This is a genomic window from Bowmanella denitrificans (genome assembly GCF_002887595.1).
In the GTDB taxonomy this organism is placed as follows: Bacteria; Pseudomonadota; Gammaproteobacteria; order Enterobacterales; family Alteromonadaceae; genus Bowmanella; species Bowmanella denitrificans.
This window is the reverse complement of record NZ_PEBU01000002.1, coordinates 355504-372800: the sequence shown is the minus strand read 5'-3', so window position 1 is coordinate 372800 and position 17297 is coordinate 355504. Positions and strand designations below refer to the sequence as shown.

The following is a 17297-nucleotide window of genomic DNA, read 5'->3' as shown; positions in this document are numbered from 1 at the left end:
TGATTCCTTGCCTGTTTGTTTTTTCTTGTGCTATCTCTTTCTAAAACTTAAGGAAAAGTAACAATCAAGAAAGCGGCATAAACTATGCTTCCAGACGGATTATCTCCGTCAATAAACGCATGAAATCACCCATCTAACGATACAAACATATAACCTGAACCGATATTTAACAAGTTGAAAAAACGGATAAACCTATCAAAGCGTATCCGTTACAAAAGACTTAAAGGGCGAAGAATGTCGCGCAGGTCCAAAGCAAGGCTGCCGCGCTGGCAGCCAGTCCAGCCGGAAACAACTGGGACTTGACATGGTCCATCAAATCGCAACCTGTGGTCATGGAACTGAGTATAGTAGAATCTGAAATTGGCGAGCATTGGTCACCATAAACACTGCCATTGAGTACGGTGGCAAAACAGATGGCCATATACAATTCGGGGTTGGCTAATTGTTGATCCTGGGTAATCATCCAGGCCAGCGGCATCGCCAGTGGAAAGGCAATGGCATAGGTGCCCCAACTGGTACCTGTCGAGAATGCAATCACCATAGTAATCAATTGCAAAATCACCGGCAGCGCCCAAAAGGGTATTGTTTCTCCCAATAAGTCAATCAGATACAGTCCGCCCCCAATCTGTTTACTGATCCCCCCTATGGTAATCGCCAGCATCAAAACCACCGAGGCGACCACCACGGATTTTAGGCCATCACCAAAACCATCCAGCAGGTTCTCTAGGCTCATGCCTTTGCATAAGGCGATGGCTGATGCCACCACCAGGGCTGTGCCAAACGCCCAGTTTACCTTAGGGCTGCCAAGCCACATAAAAGTGCCTACCGCAATGCCCAGCAAGAGTAACAGTGGTAACAAAAACTCCCACATATTGGCCTGATAATGGGCTGGCACTTGCACTTTATGTAGCTCGCCACTGCTCATGGGTCTGGCGGAGGGAGCATCAAGTTGTCCGGTCTTAGCTGCACGTTCATGGGCTTTTCTCAGACGTTTCCCCGAAAAAGTGAAAATATTTAAGCTCATCAACAAGGTACCCAGTACCGCTAAAATCGCGTAAAAGCTGAAAGGAATGCTGTCAAAGAAAAACGCAATGCGATCGGCCTCGGTGGCCAAAAAGGCCACGCCTGGCACAAAAATAAAAGCCTGCACGTAGGCGGGCCAGGCATTGAAAGCCAATACAACGGCGATAGGCGATGCGGTGGAGTCCACTACATAGCTCAATTCTTCGTGGCTGACCCCGGCCTTATCGGCAATCGGCCTGACGGTCGTGCCTACCAGCACGGTACTGATGGTGCCGCCCTGAAAAAACATCGCCCCCAACAACCAGGTAACTAATTTGGCAGAGCGCGGGCCTCTGACAAAGTGGCGAGTCATGGTTTGGGCAAACGCTTGTGCCGCGCCAGTTTTGGCCCAGATGCCGGTTAAGCCCCCCAGCAACCATAAGTACAAGACTAAAATGGCGGCCGCACTTTGTGTGCCCAGACTAGGAATTAACACCTTATCGACTATATCAAACTGACCGATTAAGAATGCACCTGTGACGATACCGGCTAATAGCGCCACTATGGGTTCGCGGCAGATCAGGCACAGGGCAATAGTGACAAAGGCGGGCAATAAGGACCAGATGCCATAATGAAAATCGGCCTGTAACAACATGATTTGGCCGTCTTGTTTTTCCACCCACTGACGCTTAACGGCAGGCTCTTCCTGCAACCTGTCCAGGTTGACTTGTCGCAGCGGTGAATCCTCATAAGCCACCAGGCCATCCACCGGCAGCACCTCACCTTGATAGCGGTACATCAGACGGCCTTCGGCGGTATAAAAGGTCTCATACAGGTAACTTTGCTCTTTCCATACCGGATGCTGGGCCTGATTGGCGTACAAGGCGGCCATCAGCGCCAGCAATAAAAATCCCCAGGTTGCAAGATTTCTGCTCAACACCTGCGCTCCTATTTACTCAAAAGTGCAAAAACTAACATTCAGCTAACAGCCTTGGCGAGCATCTAAGTTTATCTTCCCTATACCCTTTTGTTATCCAGGCGGCTTACTTGCCGCAGGCAGCTGTTTGCAGGTAGTCTGGTAGCAGAGATTAATTGCCGGACAGGCTATGCACGACCATCACCACCACCATCATGCCCATGGCAGTCAAGATAACATGGCTGTGGCGTTCTTTCTTAACCTTGGATTTGCCATTATTGAGTTTATTGGTGGTCTGCTGACCAACAGTACCGCCATTATGGCTGACGCTGTGCATGATCTGGGTGATGCCATGTCCATCGGATTTGGCTGGCTGATGGGTAATGTCTCAGGTCGCCCGGCCAACAGCAACTTTACATATGGTTTCCGGCGCCTGTCACTGTTGTCAGCCATGATTAACGGCCTGGTGCTGATAGCGGGCACCAGTTGGGTGTTGTATCAGTCTATCCCCCGTTTGTGGGACCCACAAATGCCCCATACCGCAGGTATGCTGGGTCTGGCGATATTGGGCATTGCCGTGAACGGTTATGCCGCCTGGCGTATGCAAGGGGGCAAAACCCTGAATGAGAAAGTACTGAACTGGCATCTGTTGGAAGATATGCTCGGCTGGGTCGCCGTACTGATTGTCAGTCTGGTGATGATGGTTGTGGAGCTGCCAATACTTGACCCGCTGCTGGCCATTTGTTTCAGCCTGTTTATTTTATTTAATGTGCTGCGCCATACCGCCAGCAGCCTGGGGCTGTTCCTGCAACGCAGTCCGGATGTCAAAATGCAGCAAGAGGTTGAACAGGCCTTGCTGTCTCTGCCGCAGATTACCGGATTTCATCATTTGCATTTCTGGTCACTGGACGGTGAAAAACATGTGCTGACCGTACACCTGGTCAGTGCCCAGATGTTATCAGCCACGCAATACCAAGCCCTGAAACAGGCAGTTAATGACCAGTTGAAACCTTTTGAGCTGGCCCATACCACCATTGAAATTGAACATCCTGAGGAAACCTGTCGGGACCAGGAGCCCACACCACACGACCATCATGGGCACTGCGAGCATTCACACTAACCCCGTCCGGGCCCGGAAATAAAACGGCGCCTGTGGGCGCCGTAGCATATTTCGGATCAGGCCTGCTGACTGGCCAGATATTCTTCGTAAGGACCCTGAAAATCGATGATTCTGTCAGCCTTGATATCCAGCACCCGGCTGGCCAGCGACGAAACAAATTCGCGGTCATGAGAGACAAAAATAAGGGTCCCCTCAAAGTGCTCCAGTGCCAGGTTAAGGGCTTCAATAGACTCCATATCCAGGTGGTTGGTGGGTTCGTCCATAATCAGAATATTGGGACGCTGATTAATCAGTTTGCCAAACAACATACGACCTTTTTCACCACCAGAGAGCGATTTTACTGACTTTTTAATGTCATCCTGTGAAAACAACATTCTGCCCAGTAAGCCACGCACGGTCTGTTCATCATCGCCCGGGTTTTTCCATTGGCTCATCCAGTCAAACAGCGTCATGTCTTTGGCAAAGTCACTGCTGTGATCCTGGGCATAATAACCAATACTGGCATTCTCCGACCATTTAACCGTACCGGTTTTAGCCGGTAACTCACCGACCAGAGTTTTCAGAAAGGTGGTTTTACCAATACCGTTGGCACCAATCACCGCCACTTTTTCACCCACTTCAAGGATCAGATTAAACTGCTTGAATAACAATTCGTCGTAGCCGTTGCCCAGATTTTCCAGTTCCAGGGCATTACGGAATAACTTCTTGTGCTGGGTAAAACGAATAAACGGGCTGACGCGGCTGGAGGCCTTAACTTCTGCCAGCTCGATCTTTTCAATCTGTTTGGCTCTGGAGGTGGCCTGTTTAGCCTTGGACGCGTTAGCCGAAAAGCGGCTGACGAAGGTCTGCAGTTCCGCGATCTGGGCCTTTTTCTTGGCGTTTTCATTGAGTAACAACTCACGGGCTTGGGTGGCGGCCGTCATATACTCGTCATAGTTACCAGGATACAAGCGCAGCTCACCGTAATCCAAATCTGCCATATGGGTACAGACCTTGTTCAGGAAATGCCGATCGTGGGAAATAATAATCATGGTCGCATTGCTTTGTGCCAGGGTGTCTTCCAGCCAGCGGATTGAGTTTATATCCAGGTTGTTGGTCGGCTCATCCAACAGCATGATATCCGGCTCGGCAAACAATACCTGGGCCAGTAAAACCCTCAATTTCCAGCCTGGTGCCACTTCGCTCATCAGGCCAAAGTGTTGTTCAACCGGAATGTCCAGCGCCAGCAATAACTCACCGGCCCGCGACTCCGCGGTGTAGCCATCCATTTCCGCGAACTGGGTTTCCAGCTCTGCTACCAGCATCCCATCTTCTTCGCTCATTTCAGGCAGGGAATAAATTCTGTCACGCTCCTTTTTCACTTCCCATAATTCCTTATGGCCCATGATCACGGTATCGATAACAGTAAAGTTTTCAAAAGCGAATTGATCCTGCCCCAATACGCCGACTCTGGCGTTCGGGTCGAGCATCACATTGCCTGCCGACGGCTCCAGCTTGTTGGCCAGAATCTTCATAAAGGTGGATTTGCCACAACCGTTGGCCCCAATCAGGCCATAGCGGTTACCGCCGCCAAACTTGATGGAAATATTTTCAAATAGCGGCTTGGCGCCGAACTGCATGGTGATATTGGCGGTAGCGATCATAGAAACCTGTTAGCAAATAGATAAAAGCCGAAAGGGCCGAACAAAAAAGCGGCGCAGTGTAGCTTACTTTTGCCTGAATGTATGCCGTTTTCACTGTTCTTCTACAGATAAATGCCCAAGGCCCAGGCATTTCTTATCCTTCAGCTATTGTGCCTTAAGAAAACCTTAAGTTAGCGCCTCTATGCTGAGCAAACAGGCAATATTTCAGCATGAATTGCAATGATCGAACTATCCGTCGTCGTACCCATAAAAAACGAACAAGACAACATCCATCCCCTTATTAGAGAGATCTGCCAGAATCTCGAAGGTCTAATCAGCTATGAGATCATTTACGTTGACGATGGCAGTGATGACCAATCTTTTCAGATATTGGAAAGCCTGCAGCAAACTGGCGATGTTGCGCTACGGATTTTAAGAAACCCGCACAGCAGAGGCCAAAGCACCGCAATTCATTTGGGTATTCACGCCGCCAAGGGCAGGTTAATTGCCACATTGGATGGCGATGGCCAGAATGATCCGGCCGATATTCCTGCCATGCTGACGCTGGCCAAAGATTTTGCACCAGAGCAGGATTTCCTGATTGCGGGCTATCGTAAAAACCGCCATGACAGTGCCTGGAAACTGCTCCAAAGTCGCATAGCCAATAAGATCCGCGCCACCCTGCTCGGCGACAACACCCCCGACACCGGCTGTGGCCTTAAACTGTTCCCACGCCAGACCTTTTTGAAACTGCCCTATTTTGATCATATGCATCGTTTCCTGCCTGCATTGGTACAACGATGCGGCGGGCAGGTAAAAATTTCGGTGGTTAATCACCGCGCCAGAATGGCCGGTATATCCAAATACGGCATGCTGAATCGCGCCTGGGTGGGTTTGGTTGACCTGTTTGGTGTGATGTGGCTACAGCGCCGCAATCGTCTGACTACCGAATGCAGGGAGTATCGGCATGACCAGTCAGGCGCATAGATGTTTACCTAAGAGCCTGCTTCCAGCCCTGCTATGGCTTGCCGCACTGCTTGCTGTTGGCTGGTTTGTCGGCAAGTCACAATGGCTGAGCGAATGGCAACCAGCACGCTTCGGCCAGTATTTAACTGGTAATCTGTATCTGGATGCCTGCCTGTTTGTGGCGTTGTTTGCCGGACTCAGTGCGGTCGGTTTACCCAGGCAAATACCGGCCTTTATCGGTGGTTACTATTTTGGTGTGCTGGCCGGTGTTGTATTGTCAACCTTGGCCGTTACCATCGGCGCGGGTATCACCTTGCTCACTATCCGGCTAATAGGTGATCACGTTATTCATAAACGCTTGCCGGGTCTGCGACTGCGTCAGTTTCTCTCGCATAATACCTTTAAGGCCACGATTGCGGTGAGGCTGTTTCCCATAGGCAACAACCTGGCGGTGAATCTGCTGGCCGGGTTGATTCGCCTGCCTTTATGGGCCTTTCTGACGGGGTCCTTTATCGGCTACTTACCGCAAATGCTGGTGTTTGCCCTCTCCGGCAGCGGACTAAAATTTAATGCCCAACTGCAAATCGTTGTTGGCGTGGTATTGCTGCTTATCTCCAGCGCACTGGGCGCCTGGCTTTACCGACGTAGCCGCATAGAACAGGAAATCGCCACGCAGCAGGACATTCATGCCCATGTTTAAGTTGTCGTTACGAGGTAATGAGGCCAGGCTCAAACTGGCGCTGCTGGCATTTGTGCTGCTTTTTACCGGTTTGGGACTGCGCGATCCCTGGCCTGCCGATGAACCGAGATTTGCTCAGATCGCTGTCGAAATGGTGGACTCAGGACAGTGGTTTTTCCCGATGCGTGGAGGTGAGCTGTATCCAGATAAACCGCCAGTATTTATGTGGAGTATTGCCCTGTTTTACTGGTTGTTGGGCAGCATTAAACTGGCCTTCATGCTTCCTTCAGCGCTAAGTGGCTTGCTTACCTTGTACTTAGTTTACGATCTGGGTAAGCGTTTGTGGAATGAACAGACCGGCATGCTGGCAGCGGCGTTATTGCTGTTAAGCTTTCAATTTACTCTGCAGGCCAAAACCGCCCAAATCGATGCGATGGTGTGCGCCTGGATCACGCTGGGTTGTTATGGCTTACTGCGCCATCTTCTGTGTAAAGACGGTTGGCATTGGTATTACCTGGGCTTTGCAGCCATGGGATTGGGAGTGATTACTAAAGGTGTTGGCTTTTTACCACTGCTGATGTTGATACCGTTTTTCCTGGCCAGGCACTTCCAGACTCAGCCTGATGAAATCCAGGGTAATTGGCGTTGGTGGACCGGCCCTCTAACCATGTTGTTGGTGATTGCGCTGTGGTTTGTGCCCATGCTGATACTAGTGGCAAACCAGGCCGATGGTGCTTATGAGGTTTACCGGGATAATATTCTGCTTAAACAAACTGCCAGACGCTATGCCGATTCCTGGCACCATATTAAACCATTCTGGTATTACCTCACCTCAGTGATCCCAGTGTTCTGGCTGCCCCTGAGTTTACTGTTGCCCTGGCTCATCCCCAATTGGTGGCGTGCCATTCAAGCTGGCGATAGACGCATTTTACTGCCTCTTGTCTGGATCGGGTTGGTGGTTTTGTTTTTCAGCCTGAGCCCAGGTAAGCGTGGTGTGTACATCTTACCTGCACTGCCGATGCTGGCGCTTATCAGTGCCCCTTTTGTACAAGGTATTCTGCAAAAGCGCTGGCCAAACCGCCTGATAATCGCCACTGTTGCCCTATTTACCCTGGTGTTTATCACATTAGCTATTGCCGGTCTGGCTGGCCTGGATAAGGTTCAGCAACTGGTGCTGGATTACCCTGTACAGCCCTGGTGGTTTTTACTTTGTATCGGCGTCTTCGGTCTGCTTAGCTTATTTGTCAGCCGACGCTGTCAGCACTTAAGTTGGCTGCTTTTTATGTCTTCGTTCTGGTTACTCTACAGTTCCTGGGGTTATGTGCTCTTGACGCCGGTTAAAACCCCTAAACTGGTAGTGGAAAACCTGCAATTGCATGTAACACGCGATACGCCGCTAGTAATGCTGGGCCTGAAAGAGCAGTTTCTACTGTTTTGGCCATATTCAATGGGGCATTTTGGTTATCACAGCCCCATGTCAGCACAGCAACAATCGGCCTGGCAGTGGCTGAGTGACCATCCTCAGGGCAAAATTCTGGTCGCCCGTCAGGAAGCACTAAGTTGTTTTGACCTGAACAAAGGGTTGGATCTGGGTTTTGCCCATCGTCAGGACTGGTTACTGCTGGACCAGTCAGCCAGAACAGCAGATTGTCAGATTACCTCACCAACCTTGCCGATTTTCTATCCGGGCCAGCAAAGGGGCGAATAGTCGCCCCTGTTTCAGCGCCGTTTAGCACGCCAAAGTAAACAGCCAACATCATCCCAAAAAAAATGCCCACCTTCAGACTTCCTTAAGGTTCAGGCAATAGTCTTAAAACAAGCCGTATTTTTCAGGAAATGCCATGCGTTCTAAATCCCAGTGCCGGGTGGCAATCCCCCTTAGTCTGAGCATTATACTGGCCTGTAGCGCCTCAATCGCCTGTGAGCAACCTACTGAGATTGAGCTCAATATTCACAGTATTTTTGATGAACAGGACCCGGATACCACCTGGCTACATAAACTGGCCAATAACCTGCATGTGGATACGCAACAAGCAACGCTAGAGAATGAACTGGCGTTTTTATCTCCTTGTGAGGCAGATCCGGACAAATTGTATGAGGTGGAAAGACACCTGCGTGCCCGTAACTATCTGCGTGATGCCAAAGTGCAGTTGGTTAAGAACGAACAACAATCCCGTATCCAAATCGACACCTGGGATACCTGGTCATTAATGCCGATCCTCGATTTTGGCCGAAAAGGCGGTAAAAACCATTTTGAACTGGGTTTAAAGGACCGCAATTTGCTCGGCCTGGGAGTGGATGCAGAGCTTGCCTATTTTTCCGATCCACAGCGCAGTGGATATAAGCTGGATACCGAGTTCCCGCTCTTTCTGGGTTACAACAGCAACGCCCGCATTCGCCTGATAGACAGCCCAGACGGCTATCAGCGCAGTGTATTTCTGGACAAACCCCTGGTCAGCGTGGATAGCAATTTTGGCGGCAGCGTGGGCTTTAACCGCGAAGATAGAGTAGATACGCTGTTCCACAATAGTCAGGATGAATTGCTGTTCAGACACAAGATTAATTACCAAACCCTGAACCTGGGTTGGAAAATCGGCAACTGGGATGATCAGCATCTGCGCATACTGGCGGGCTGGACCAAAGACGAACACATCTTTAGTGAGCCGCAATCCGACTACCTTCCCACCGATCGGCGATTTAACTATCCCTGGGTTGGCGTTGAGTGGTTAGAGGACGACTATGTTACGTTGCGCAATTTGCATCTTATCGAACAAAAAGAAGACATTAATCTTGGTTGGCATATACAGGCTAATCTGGGCCATAACCTGGTCAGCGGGCCGCAACAAGGTGCCTGGCTATGGAATATGTCGGCCAGCAAGGGACTGGCCTGGAATGCTGATACCTTGCTATTGGGGCGCTTTCAGGCCGGAGGATTTAACGGCGGTGCGCAAGATCACAGCTCCCTGACCGGGCGTTTCAGCGGTGAACTTATCCATCGCCTCAATCAACGTTTCGCCTGGTATGCCAGTGCAGCCTGGCAATTTTCAGATAATCCGACCCTGGATAACCCCGTAAATCTGGGCGGCGATACGGGTATGCGCGGCTATCCACTGCAGTATCAGTATGGCGAACAGAACCTGCTGCTCAGCACCGAGCTGCGTTATTACCCCGGCATTAACCTGTTCAAACTTTTCGAACTGGGCGGTGCGGTCTTTTATGACGTGGGCAAGAGCTTCGGCGACACCCCAAGAGCCAACGAAGATAGCGGTTTACTGCAAAGCGTGGGTATTGGTGCCCGCTTTTACTCCACTCATTCCAGTGACCGGCAGGTTATTCATATGGATCTCGTGCATCCTTTTTCAGATCAGGACGATGTTAGCGGCCTGGAGTTTCGCGTAGAGGTAAAACATGCATTCTGATATGTTTTCTGTACGAATCAGGCCATGGCAGAGCCAACTTTTATTGGTGTTTTTCCTGCTTATCAGCGCCAACTTAAGCTTTTTTGCTGAGTTAACCGCCCATTATCCTCTGCCGCAGCATTTGGGTTTTGTGCTCTCAGTGGCGTTGCTGCTTGGCTTTTTACTGCTTTTGATGATCCAGCTTCTAAGCATATTGATTACACCTCGCTGGTTGTACCCAATATTACTGTTGATAGCCGCCATTACCGGTTATTTCACCGATGAACTGGGTACTGTGTTTGATCGGATTATGCTCACTAATGTGCTGCAAACTAACCCTGACGAAGCGAAAGATTTACTCAGTGCCGGTTTAGTGTGGCGGATCATGTTATTGGCCGTGCTGCCTGGTTTGCTGCTTTCAGGCAGCAAAGGGCTGCAGCGCCCGGCTATAAAAGCGTCGGTTATTTCCCTATGCAGCATCTTCGCCCTGACGTTGCCAAGTATGCTGCCTTTTAGTGACCAATACGCCAGCTTTTTCCGTGAACATAAGTCGGTTCGCTATCACGCTAACCCTATTTACCCAATATATTCGGCGGTGGACCTTGTGGCCCGGCAGTTGCGAAACCCAGCCCATAAGCAATTGGTGAAGCTGACGGGTGAGCACCTCGCCCCCAAACCAACCGGCCACTCCGAACTGGTAATTGTGGTAGTGGGAGAAACCGCCAGGGCCGATCACTTCGCCTTAAATGGCTACAGCCGCCAGACCAATCCTATGCTGAGCAAACAGGCGAACCTTCTAAGCTATGCCAATGTGAGTTCATGCGGCACTTCTACCGCCGTCTCTGTCCCTTGTTTGTTTTCATTCAGTCACCGTGACGCTTTTGATTTGGATAGTGCCAAATACACCGAGAACGTGCTGGATGTATTGCATAAAGCCGGCGTAAACGTGCTTTGGCGGGATAATAATTCGGACTCCAAAGGCGTCGCTACCCGGCTGCCTTATGAAGATTTCCGCTCGCCAGACCACAACCCGGAGTGCGATAAAACCGAATGTCGGGACATCGGCATGCTGGCTGGATTGCAGGACTATATTAACCAACAGCAAGGCGACATTTTAATAGTGCTGCATCAAATGGGTAGCCATGGGCCAGCTTACCACAAACGCTATCCGGCAAATTTTGAACACTTTGTACCAGCCTGCAAAAGCCAGGAGTTGGCCGAGTGTTCTACACAGGAAATCATCAATGCCTATGACAATAGCATTCTTTACACCGATTATTTTCTCAATCAGGTCATAGAACTGCTCAAACGCAATACTCCCAAATTTGAAACCGCGATGCTGTACATGAGCGATCATGGTGAATCACTTGGGGAAAATGGCCTTTACCTGCACGGTATGCCTTACTTCTTAGCGCCCCGTTCCCAAACACATGTGCCTTTTCTGGTTTGGGTGGGTGAAAGCTCCGACATTCTGCTTGAGCCATCCAGAGGATTGACGCACCAGGCATATAGCCACGATGATTTCAGTTGCAGCTTATTGCAGTCATTTGAAATTGATAGCCACATCATTGGCAACACTCCTTGTGTTCCTTACTTCGTGTATCGTGATGAATAAGTGCTTAGCCCGCCATCTGCTGGTAACTTGCCTGGCCCTGATATTGTGCATCCTGATCTTTGAGCTGACCGCGTTGGATATGCAAATACAACAACTGTTGTATAACCAAGGCAGTCATCAATGGTGGTGGGACAAGCAGGAATTCTGGGCCAGATTATTGTTTTACGACGGCATCAAAGTGGTGCTGCTGGTGTTTTTTCTCAGCTTGCTACTGATGTTTGTTGTCAGTTTTATCAAACATGCCATCAAACCTTTACGGCCGGGTCTACTCATTGTCATGCTATCGATGCTGTCCGTCCCTGCCACTGTCGGTCTGCTTAAAGCCACCACTAATATGGCCTGTCCGGTGAATCTGCTGCAATTCGGCGGTAAGGTTGAACATGTGCCATTGTTTAGCGCTTATCCGGCGGACAAACGCCCGGCAGCACCGCAAAAGTGCTTTCCTGCTGGACATGCCAGCGGCGGATTCAGCTTGCTTGCCTTGATATTTTTGATGCCTACCGACCGAGCCAGGCAGTGGGCAATAGTAGGCGCATTGTCACTGGGCTGGTTGATGGGCGGCTATAAAATGCTGATTGGTGATCATTTTCTCAGCCACACCCTGGTGTCTATGTTGCTCAGTTGGGGCATATGCTGCCTCAATGCAGCATTGGTATACCGCTTTTATCCTGCCCCAACCAATTTGTGGAAACTTCCGGAGAGTAAAAGCATACAAAATGATGCGCCCCCGCTGCCTGCCAATTCATACCAAGCTTGATTTGGATCAGGTAGGGTGGGTAAACCTTTAACGTAAAATTTTATCGCAGTTTGTGGTGTTTTTATGCCGATTATCGTCACCAGATGGCGTTAAGTTTGCACAATATTCACCGCCGAAGAGCGCAGCCTAATCCCATTGTGTCTGAGTAAGTAAAAAGGAGCCTCGTTATGTCTGAGAAGTATCATCCGGTTAGCATCAGCCTGCATTGGCTGATGTTATTGTTGATCGTCGCGGTGTACGCCTGTATTGAGTTAAGAGAGCTCTACCCGAAAGGCAGTGATCCCCGTGAAGCACTCAAACAATGGCACTTTATGCTGGGGTTACTGGTTGGCATACTGGTTGTTTTGCGCCTTTACTGGCGACTGACAATACGCTCTCCGGCCATACAACCGCCACCTTCTGCGGTCCAGAGCAAGGTAGCAGGCCTGATGCATGTACTGCTGTATTTGCTGATGCTGGGCTTGCCACTGGCTGGTTGGCTGATATTAAGTGCGGCGGGCAAACCTGTGCCCTTTTTTTCGTTCAGTCTGCCGCCCCTGATCAGTGAGAATCGGGAATTGGCAGGCATGATTAAAGAATGGCACGAGAGCATTGGCAAGGCAGGTTATGGCCTAATTGGATTACACGCCTTGTCGGCCCTGTGGCACCACTATGTGAAAAGAGATAACACGCTTAAACGTATGCTGCCGGGAAAACCCTAGCTGGCCCAAACGACGGGCCGGGCTGTGGGTTCAAACTGCTAACCAGAGCCCTTGTCCCGTCTGCCCTTAAAACTCATACTCCAATACAAATCTGAGCGTATGATCTTTCGCGATGCCGCTGACTTCGGAAATAAAACCCAATTCCCATTTTAGCTGACGCTGGCCATCAAAGCGCTGCACCCCCATCAGAGCAGGTCCAATGCCAACAAAGTCTTCTCCCAGATACATTTCTAACGAGGGTTGCACCTGAGGCTTCCAGCGGAACCGGTATTGCAGGCGAAATTCACTTTCAAATTCATCGTGCAGCGCCTTACCCCATTCGTATACCAGGAACCAGTTCATGGTTAAGCTATTGCGGCCAAACTCCTTTTCCATCACCAGGCCGGAGGTGGCTTCCCACGCATCCTGCTTGTGCTGTTTTTCCAGCTCAAACACCAATCCCCAGTCGGCCCAGTATTTACCCTGGTCGGTGAGCATCCAGCGGCTTTCCAGCTCATATGCCTGCAAGCCAAAGTTATCCTCGTGATCGCGCTCCCCCACCACATAGGCTTCAAGAGTCACATATTCAGACAACGAGCGCCCATACCCGATACGCTGTGCCAGCACATTACGGTCATCCGTCTGGCGCGACATAAACCGCCATTCCAGGCGCTGCTCTCCAGGTAACACTATAGGGTGATAAACCTTGTCTACCACATAACCATCTGCCAGCACGTTGAGACTCAGCAATAAGCCTACAGTGGCAATAAGTGACTTTCTCATACCTCCCCCTTAACCGCGGGCGTCGGGTAAGCGTGACGATTCAGGCGGTACAGCCAGATAAATGGCAATAGCACAGCCAGCATATAAACAATAATTTGCAATAACCCCGGTGCGGCTTCATAACCCATTAATGAATTAAGCAGGTGTCCCAGCTCTGAATTATCGGCAATCCAGTCAGAGGTATCCCAAACAGGTCGCATAGGCGGCAGCAAATCAACCTGACTGAGTAAATTCAGGGAGTAACTTAGTTGCCCCGCTCCCCAGAGCAACATTAACAGTGCACACAGCAATGGATAACCGCTGGCCAGCCAATGCTGGCAGCCAATGTAAAGCAGTACGGCCAGACTCATGCAAACCGTACCACCAAGAATAGTGCCCATAACCAGGGCCATCGGGGTTTGCTCATGCGACCAGTAACTGAACAGATAAACCAGAAAATTGGCACCATCCAGGGTCAGCACCAACCCAACCATGAGCACAGCAGTGGCAACCCAGGCATTCTGATAACCTTTAAACTGGCAATGTAAATTTGTCAGCAGCAGCGCATAGATTATCAACTGACAGGTAAAGATAAACACCTCTACGCCCGCGCCTTCCAACCATTCGCTTAAATTGTCGACCTGATGGGTAAGCAACATACTGCCCGCCAGTCCCATTAGTAAAGCACCGCCCAGCCAATACCAGCGTCGTCCTGCAAAATTGGCAAAAGCCAGTAGCAGACTGATCAGAACGAATACCGGTAAGGCATCACGCAAAAACAGAATCACCGAATTAATCAGCACCATTGCCCTCCCTGTCGATGGCCACTACCTGGCCTCTGGCACTATTGGGATTAAACTCACCGAAAAACTCATATACACCGGGTTTTAATGGCCCGATATAGACAGTGGCCTTACGGTTAGGGAAGATGACTTTCTCACGGTTGAGATCAAAACTATCAAACTCTTCGGGGGTATCATCCTGATTATGAATAACCAGTTTAACTTTACGGCCAGCGGGTACTTCGAGTTTTGACGGATAAAACAAATGCGATTTCAGCACTAACTCAAATTCTTCCACCTCGGCTTTGCAGGGCAGAGCCAGTAACATCAGCACTGCCAGTTTAATGCTGGTTTTTGACATGCCCTCTCCCTTGCCTGCTGAATTCCACTTTGACACTGAGACCACCAAGATGCACGGCGCGGCCAAGACTGATGCTGGCATCGTACAGCTCAACAATATGCTTAACGATTGCCAGCCCTAAGCCACAACCGCTGACACCAGACTGGTGCCGGTCACCGCCGACCCGATAAAATCGTTCAAAAACCCTTTCATATTCAGACTCTTCCAATCCTGGGCCAGAATCTTCCACCAATAACACCACTTTTTCTGCCGATTGAGCAATGCTGACTTCAATCTGACTGTTTGGTGGACTGTACTTACTGGCATTTGAAATCAGGTTCTGCAACAACACATTCAATGAAAACGCATCGCCTGCCAACAGACAGGTTTCACCACTGAGACTGATTTCCTGCTGCCTGGCATGAATCTGCGGATAGAGACTGGCAATACATTGCTGGCAAAGAACGTAAAGATCCAAGGGTTTCATTTGCAAGCTGAAATGCTCAGGATTGGTGCGATTGAGCAGCAGAATCTGATCGACCACATGGCTCATTCGCTCGACGCCATCCTTGAGTAAGTTCAGATTGACAGATTCTTTGCCTAATTCCAGGGCCAGATTATGACTGTTGATTTTAAGCACACTCAAGGGCGTTCGAAGCTCATGCGCGGCATCTGAAGCAAAACGTTTCTCCCGGGAAAACGCCGCATCCAGCCTGGCCAGCAGGCGATTAATGGTAATGACCACCGCTTCCAGTTCTGCCGGGGTACGCTTCAGGCTGATGGGGCGCAAGTCGTCAGCACGTTTCTGGCGCAGTGCATCAGACAGTGACACCAATGGGCGTAAACCCTGCTTAACCGCCAGGGAAATCAGCAGCGCCAGAACCGGCAGGCTGAATACCAAAGGCTGCACTGCTGCCAGTACCAGCTCTTCGGTCAGTTCATAACGGTGGCTAAGGGGCTGGGCGAGCATCAGCCAGTGTCCGGATTGCGGGTAGTAACGTGCCAGGGTACGCCAGCGCTGTCCGGCAAGATTTTCATCACGAAATCCCTCAGACTGTAACGTAATAGGAGTAAGGGGACCATTGATCGAATGTAACAGCAATTCATCCTGATGCCAGATTTGCAAAATCATCTCGGCATCCTGATTCAACTGCCCGACGTTACCGGTAAGTTGCATCGATTCCAGAGTATCTGCCACGGTCACCAGTTGGCTGTCAAACAAACGGGTAGCACGCTCCATACTGCTTTTATAGCCCTTGATTGCAGCAAAAAACAGTACAATAGTTATCACCGATAACAGCAGTAGCACCAGATAACGTCGGATTGAACTCATTTGTTTACGGTGTAACCTACGCCACGAATGGTTTGTATAAAGCCCTGCGGCAGTTTTTTGCGCAGGTGATGAATATGCACTTCAATAGCATTACTGGCCACTTCTTCTCCCCATTCATATAAACGGGTTTCAAGTTGTTCGCGGGATTGTATCCGCCCCGCATTCTCCATCAATGCTTTGGCAAGCATATACTCCCGACGGGATAACGCCAGTTGTTCACCTTCCACCAGAATTTTATGCGCCAGCGTATCCAGCACTACGTCACCTATTTTAACTCTGGCGTCATCTGAGGTGCCAAGACGACGGGCAATCACCCGGATACGGGCGAGCAGTTCCTCAACCTCAAAGGGTTTGGCCAGATAATCGTCGGCGCCCAGATCCAGACCTTTAATTTTATCGGCGGTGCTGTCCCGGGCGGTCAGCACCAAAATAGGTATCCCCAGTCTCTGCTGCCTGGCAGTTTTTAGTATCTCAATGCCGTCCATATCCGGTAAGCCAAGATCTAAAATAGCCATATCGGCTTGCTTGGCCTGTAAGGCGGATAATCCCTGACGCCCACGATTAAGATGGTCGACTGCAAAACCTTCACTGCGCAACGCCAAAGACAAGGCACTGGCCAGTTGACTATCGTCTTCAATAAGTAAAAGTCTCATTGTTCCAATAACTTATTATTAATTTTTGTCAGCATGGTTGAGGCTTGCGTTATTTTCAAGTGGTGCGTTAAAGCGTTATTCATCGGCTCAGTATCTACCACCATTTGCAGGTATCGTCTGGCTTTGTCTGTTTGCCCCAGTTCAAGATAAAGCTGGCCGGCCACTAACAAAACACTAATGTTTTGCGGTGCAATCACTAATGCCTCTTCAAGCAATTGCCTGGCTTTATGTTTGTCGCCAAATGACAGCGGCCAGGAGGGCGTTTCAAGGTAAAGCTGGGCCAGATTTGCCAGGGCATCGCCCTGAGCCACACGGATGTCCAATCTTGCTGCTCTTGTCAATGCATTTTTGGCAAGCCGTGCCGCTTTCAACTGCGCCAGCCCACCACTTTTGCGAGCAATTTCATGCTCGATTCTTCCAAGAACATACCAATCGAATGGGCATTCAGAGCACTGGTATGTCAATTGCCGGGCTTCATGCTGTAAGGACGCAAGCTCTCTCAGTATTGTAGTGTTATCATGACTGGACAAAAGTATTGACAGCTTATTCAGCAAGGCCGACTCTGAAGACGGGTAGGCACATTGCTGGTAACCACCTGCAATGACGAGAATCAGAAAAACCGGCCACCTGAACATCAACCTTTCCTCTTTAAAATCTGCGATACAGAGTAGA

16 protein-coding genes are annotated in these 17297 nt (G+C 50.0%); 8 read left to right on the top strand and 8 right to left on the bottom strand.

The genetic code is table 11. The features are described 5' to 3' along the window. Window positions 1–220 precede the first annotated feature (220 nt). On the bottom strand, window positions 221–1942 hold the full coding sequence (locus CSR04_RS05225) for a Na+/H+ antiporter NhaC family protein (RefSeq protein WP_245921382.1): 1722 nt from the start codon (window positions 1940–1942) through the stop codon (window positions 221–223). A 166-nt stretch (window positions 1943–2108) separates the two neighbouring features. On the opposite strand from CSR04_RS05225, the gene CSR04_RS05220 reads away from it, so the two are divergent. Next, window positions 2109–3038 carry a cation diffusion facilitator family transporter gene (locus tag CSR04_RS05220; protein WP_102795199.1) on the top strand — a complete coding sequence of 310 codons (930 nt, stop codon included), beginning with the start codon at window positions 2109–2111 and terminating at the stop codon, window positions 3036–3038. A gap of 56 nt (window positions 3039–3094) precedes the next feature. Here CSR04_RS05220 and CSR04_RS05215 read toward each other — a convergent pair whose 3' ends face one another. Then, window positions 3095–4681 (bottom strand): ABC-F family ATPase, encoded by a 1587-nt coding sequence (locus CSR04_RS05215; protein WP_102795198.1) that lies wholly within the window; start codon window positions 4679–4681, stop codon window positions 3095–3097. 219 nt (window positions 4682–4900) lie between these two features. Here CSR04_RS05215 and CSR04_RS05210 point away from each other — a divergent pair, with 219 nt between their 5' ends. From CSR04_RS05210 to CSR04_RS05180, 7 genes are all read left to right on the top strand, one after another. Then, entirely contained in the window at window positions 4901–5647 is a 747-nt protein-coding gene (locus CSR04_RS05210; RefSeq protein WP_102795197.1) for a glycosyltransferase family 2 protein, read from the top strand. Further along, on the top strand, window positions 5628–6326 hold the full coding sequence (locus CSR04_RS05205; RefSeq protein WP_102795196.1) for a TVP38/TMEM64 family protein: 699 nt from the start codon (window positions 5628–5630) through the stop codon (window positions 6324–6326). The genes CSR04_RS05210 and CSR04_RS05205 overlap by 20 nt, the downstream gene beginning before the upstream one ends. Further along, complete coding sequence (locus CSR04_RS05200) at window positions 6319–8013, top strand: ArnT family glycosyltransferase (protein WP_245921379.1); 1695 nt, start codon at window positions 6319–6321, stop codon at window positions 8011–8013. Before CSR04_RS05205 ends, CSR04_RS05200 begins: the two co-directional genes overlap by 8 nt. A gap of 133 nt (window positions 8014–8146) precedes the next feature. Next, on the top strand, window positions 8147–9724 hold the full coding sequence (locus tag CSR04_RS05195) for a ShlB/FhaC/HecB family hemolysin secretion/activation protein (RefSeq protein WP_102795194.1): 1578 nt from the start codon (window positions 8147–8149) through the stop codon (window positions 9722–9724). Continuing rightward, complete coding sequence (locus CSR04_RS05190; RefSeq protein ID WP_216362509.1) at window positions 9714–11318, top strand: phosphoethanolamine transferase; 1605 nt, start codon at window positions 9714–9716, stop codon at window positions 11316–11318. Before CSR04_RS05195 ends, CSR04_RS05190 begins: the two co-directional genes overlap by 11 nt. After that, a complete protein-coding gene (locus CSR04_RS05185; RefSeq protein WP_172449239.1) occupies window positions 11311–12075 on the top strand; it encodes a phosphatase PAP2 family protein in 765 nt (254 codons plus the stop codon). Before CSR04_RS05190 ends, CSR04_RS05185 begins: the two co-directional genes overlap by 8 nt. A gap of 167 nt (window positions 12076–12242) precedes the next feature. After that, window positions 12243–12776: a cytochrome b gene (locus CSR04_RS05180; protein WP_102795191.1), complete on the top strand. Its 534-nt coding sequence runs from the start codon at window positions 12243–12245 to the stop codon at window positions 12774–12776. Between the two features lie 66 nt (window positions 12777–12842). On the opposite strand, the gene CSR04_RS05175 is transcribed toward CSR04_RS05180, so the two are convergent. From CSR04_RS05175 to CSR04_RS05150, 6 genes are read right to left on the bottom strand one after another with little or no spacing between them, the layout of a single operon-like run. After that, window positions 12843–13538, bottom strand: coding sequence for a hypothetical protein (locus CSR04_RS05175; protein WP_102795190.1), 696 nt, complete (start codon window positions 13536–13538; stop codon window positions 12843–12845). Further along, entirely contained in the window at window positions 13535–14323 is a 789-nt protein-coding gene (locus CSR04_RS05170; RefSeq protein WP_102795189.1) for a hypothetical protein, read from the bottom strand. The genes CSR04_RS05175 and CSR04_RS05170 overlap by 4 nt, the downstream gene beginning before the upstream one ends. Then, window positions 14310–14660, bottom strand: coding sequence for a cupredoxin domain-containing protein (locus CSR04_RS05165; protein ID WP_102795188.1), 351 nt, complete (start codon window positions 14658–14660; stop codon window positions 14310–14312). Before CSR04_RS05165 ends, CSR04_RS05170 begins: the two co-directional genes overlap by 14 nt. Further along, entirely contained in the window at window positions 14641–15972 is a 1332-nt protein-coding gene (locus CSR04_RS05160) for an ATP-binding protein (RefSeq protein WP_102795187.1), read from the bottom strand. Before CSR04_RS05160 ends, CSR04_RS05165 begins: the two co-directional genes overlap by 20 nt. Continuing rightward, on the bottom strand, window positions 15969–16625 hold the full coding sequence (locus tag CSR04_RS05155) for a response regulator (RefSeq protein ID WP_102795186.1): 657 nt from the start codon (window positions 16623–16625) through the stop codon (window positions 15969–15971). Before CSR04_RS05155 ends, CSR04_RS05160 begins: the two co-directional genes overlap by 4 nt. Beyond that, on the bottom strand, window positions 16622–17260 hold the full coding sequence (locus tag CSR04_RS05150; protein ID WP_102795185.1) for a tetratricopeptide repeat protein: 639 nt from the start codon (window positions 17258–17260) through the stop codon (window positions 16622–16624). Before CSR04_RS05150 ends, CSR04_RS05155 begins: the two co-directional genes overlap by 4 nt. Between the last annotated feature and the right edge of the window lie 37 nt (window positions 17261–17297).

Bases quoted from the DNA above. Each gene is read 5' to 3' on its own strand.
- CSR04_RS05215 (WP_102795198.1), bottom strand. From the start codon at position 4,681: ATGATCGCTACCGCCAATATCACCATGCAGTTCGGCGCCAAGCCGCTA.
- CSR04_RS05205 (WP_102795196.1), top strand. From the start codon at position 5,628: ATGACCAGTCAGGCGCATAGATGTTTACCTAAGAGCCTGCTTCCAGCC.
- CSR04_RS05190 (WP_216362509.1), top strand. From the start codon at position 9,714: ATGCATTCTGATATGTTTTCTGTACGAATCAGGCCATGGCAGAGCCAA.
- CSR04_RS05180 (WP_102795191.1), top strand. From the start codon at position 12,243: ATGTCTGAGAAGTATCATCCGGTTAGCATCAGCCTGCATTGGCTGATG.
- CSR04_RS05150 (WP_102795185.1), bottom strand. From the start codon at position 17,260: ATGTTCAGGTGGCCGGTTTTTCTGATTCTCGTCATTGCAGGTGGTTAC.
- CSR04_RS05185 (WP_172449239.1), top strand. From the start codon at position 11,311: ATGAATAAGTGCTTAGCCCGCCATCTGCTGGTAACTTGCCTGGCCCTG.
- CSR04_RS05160 (WP_102795187.1), bottom strand. From the start codon at position 15,972: ATGAGTTCAATCCGACGTTATCTGGTGCTACTGCTGTTATCGGTGATA.
- CSR04_RS05200 (WP_245921379.1), top strand. From the start codon at position 6,319: ATGTTTAAGTTGTCGTTACGAGGTAATGAGGCCAGGCTCAAACTGGCG.
- CSR04_RS05175 (WP_102795190.1), bottom strand. From the start codon at position 13,538: ATGAGAAAGTCACTTATTGCCACTGTAGGCTTATTGCTGAGTCTCAAC.
- CSR04_RS05165 (WP_102795188.1), bottom strand. From the start codon at position 14,660: ATGTCAAAAACCAGCATTAAACTGGCAGTGCTGATGTTACTGGCTCTG.
- CSR04_RS05155 (WP_102795186.1), bottom strand. From the start codon at position 16,625: ATGAGACTTTTACTTATTGAAGACGATAGTCAACTGGCCAGTGCCTTG.
- CSR04_RS05195 (WP_102795194.1), top strand. From the start codon at position 8,147: ATGCGTTCTAAATCCCAGTGCCGGGTGGCAATCCCCCTTAGTCTGAGC.
- CSR04_RS05170 (WP_102795189.1), bottom strand. From the start codon at position 14,323: ATGGTGCTGATTAATTCGGTGATTCTGTTTTTGCGTGATGCCTTACCG.
- CSR04_RS05220 (WP_102795199.1), top strand. From the start codon at position 2,109: ATGCACGACCATCACCACCACCATCATGCCCATGGCAGTCAAGATAAC.
- CSR04_RS05210 (WP_102795197.1), top strand. From the start codon at position 4,901: ATGATCGAACTATCCGTCGTCGTACCCATAAAAAACGAACAAGACAAC.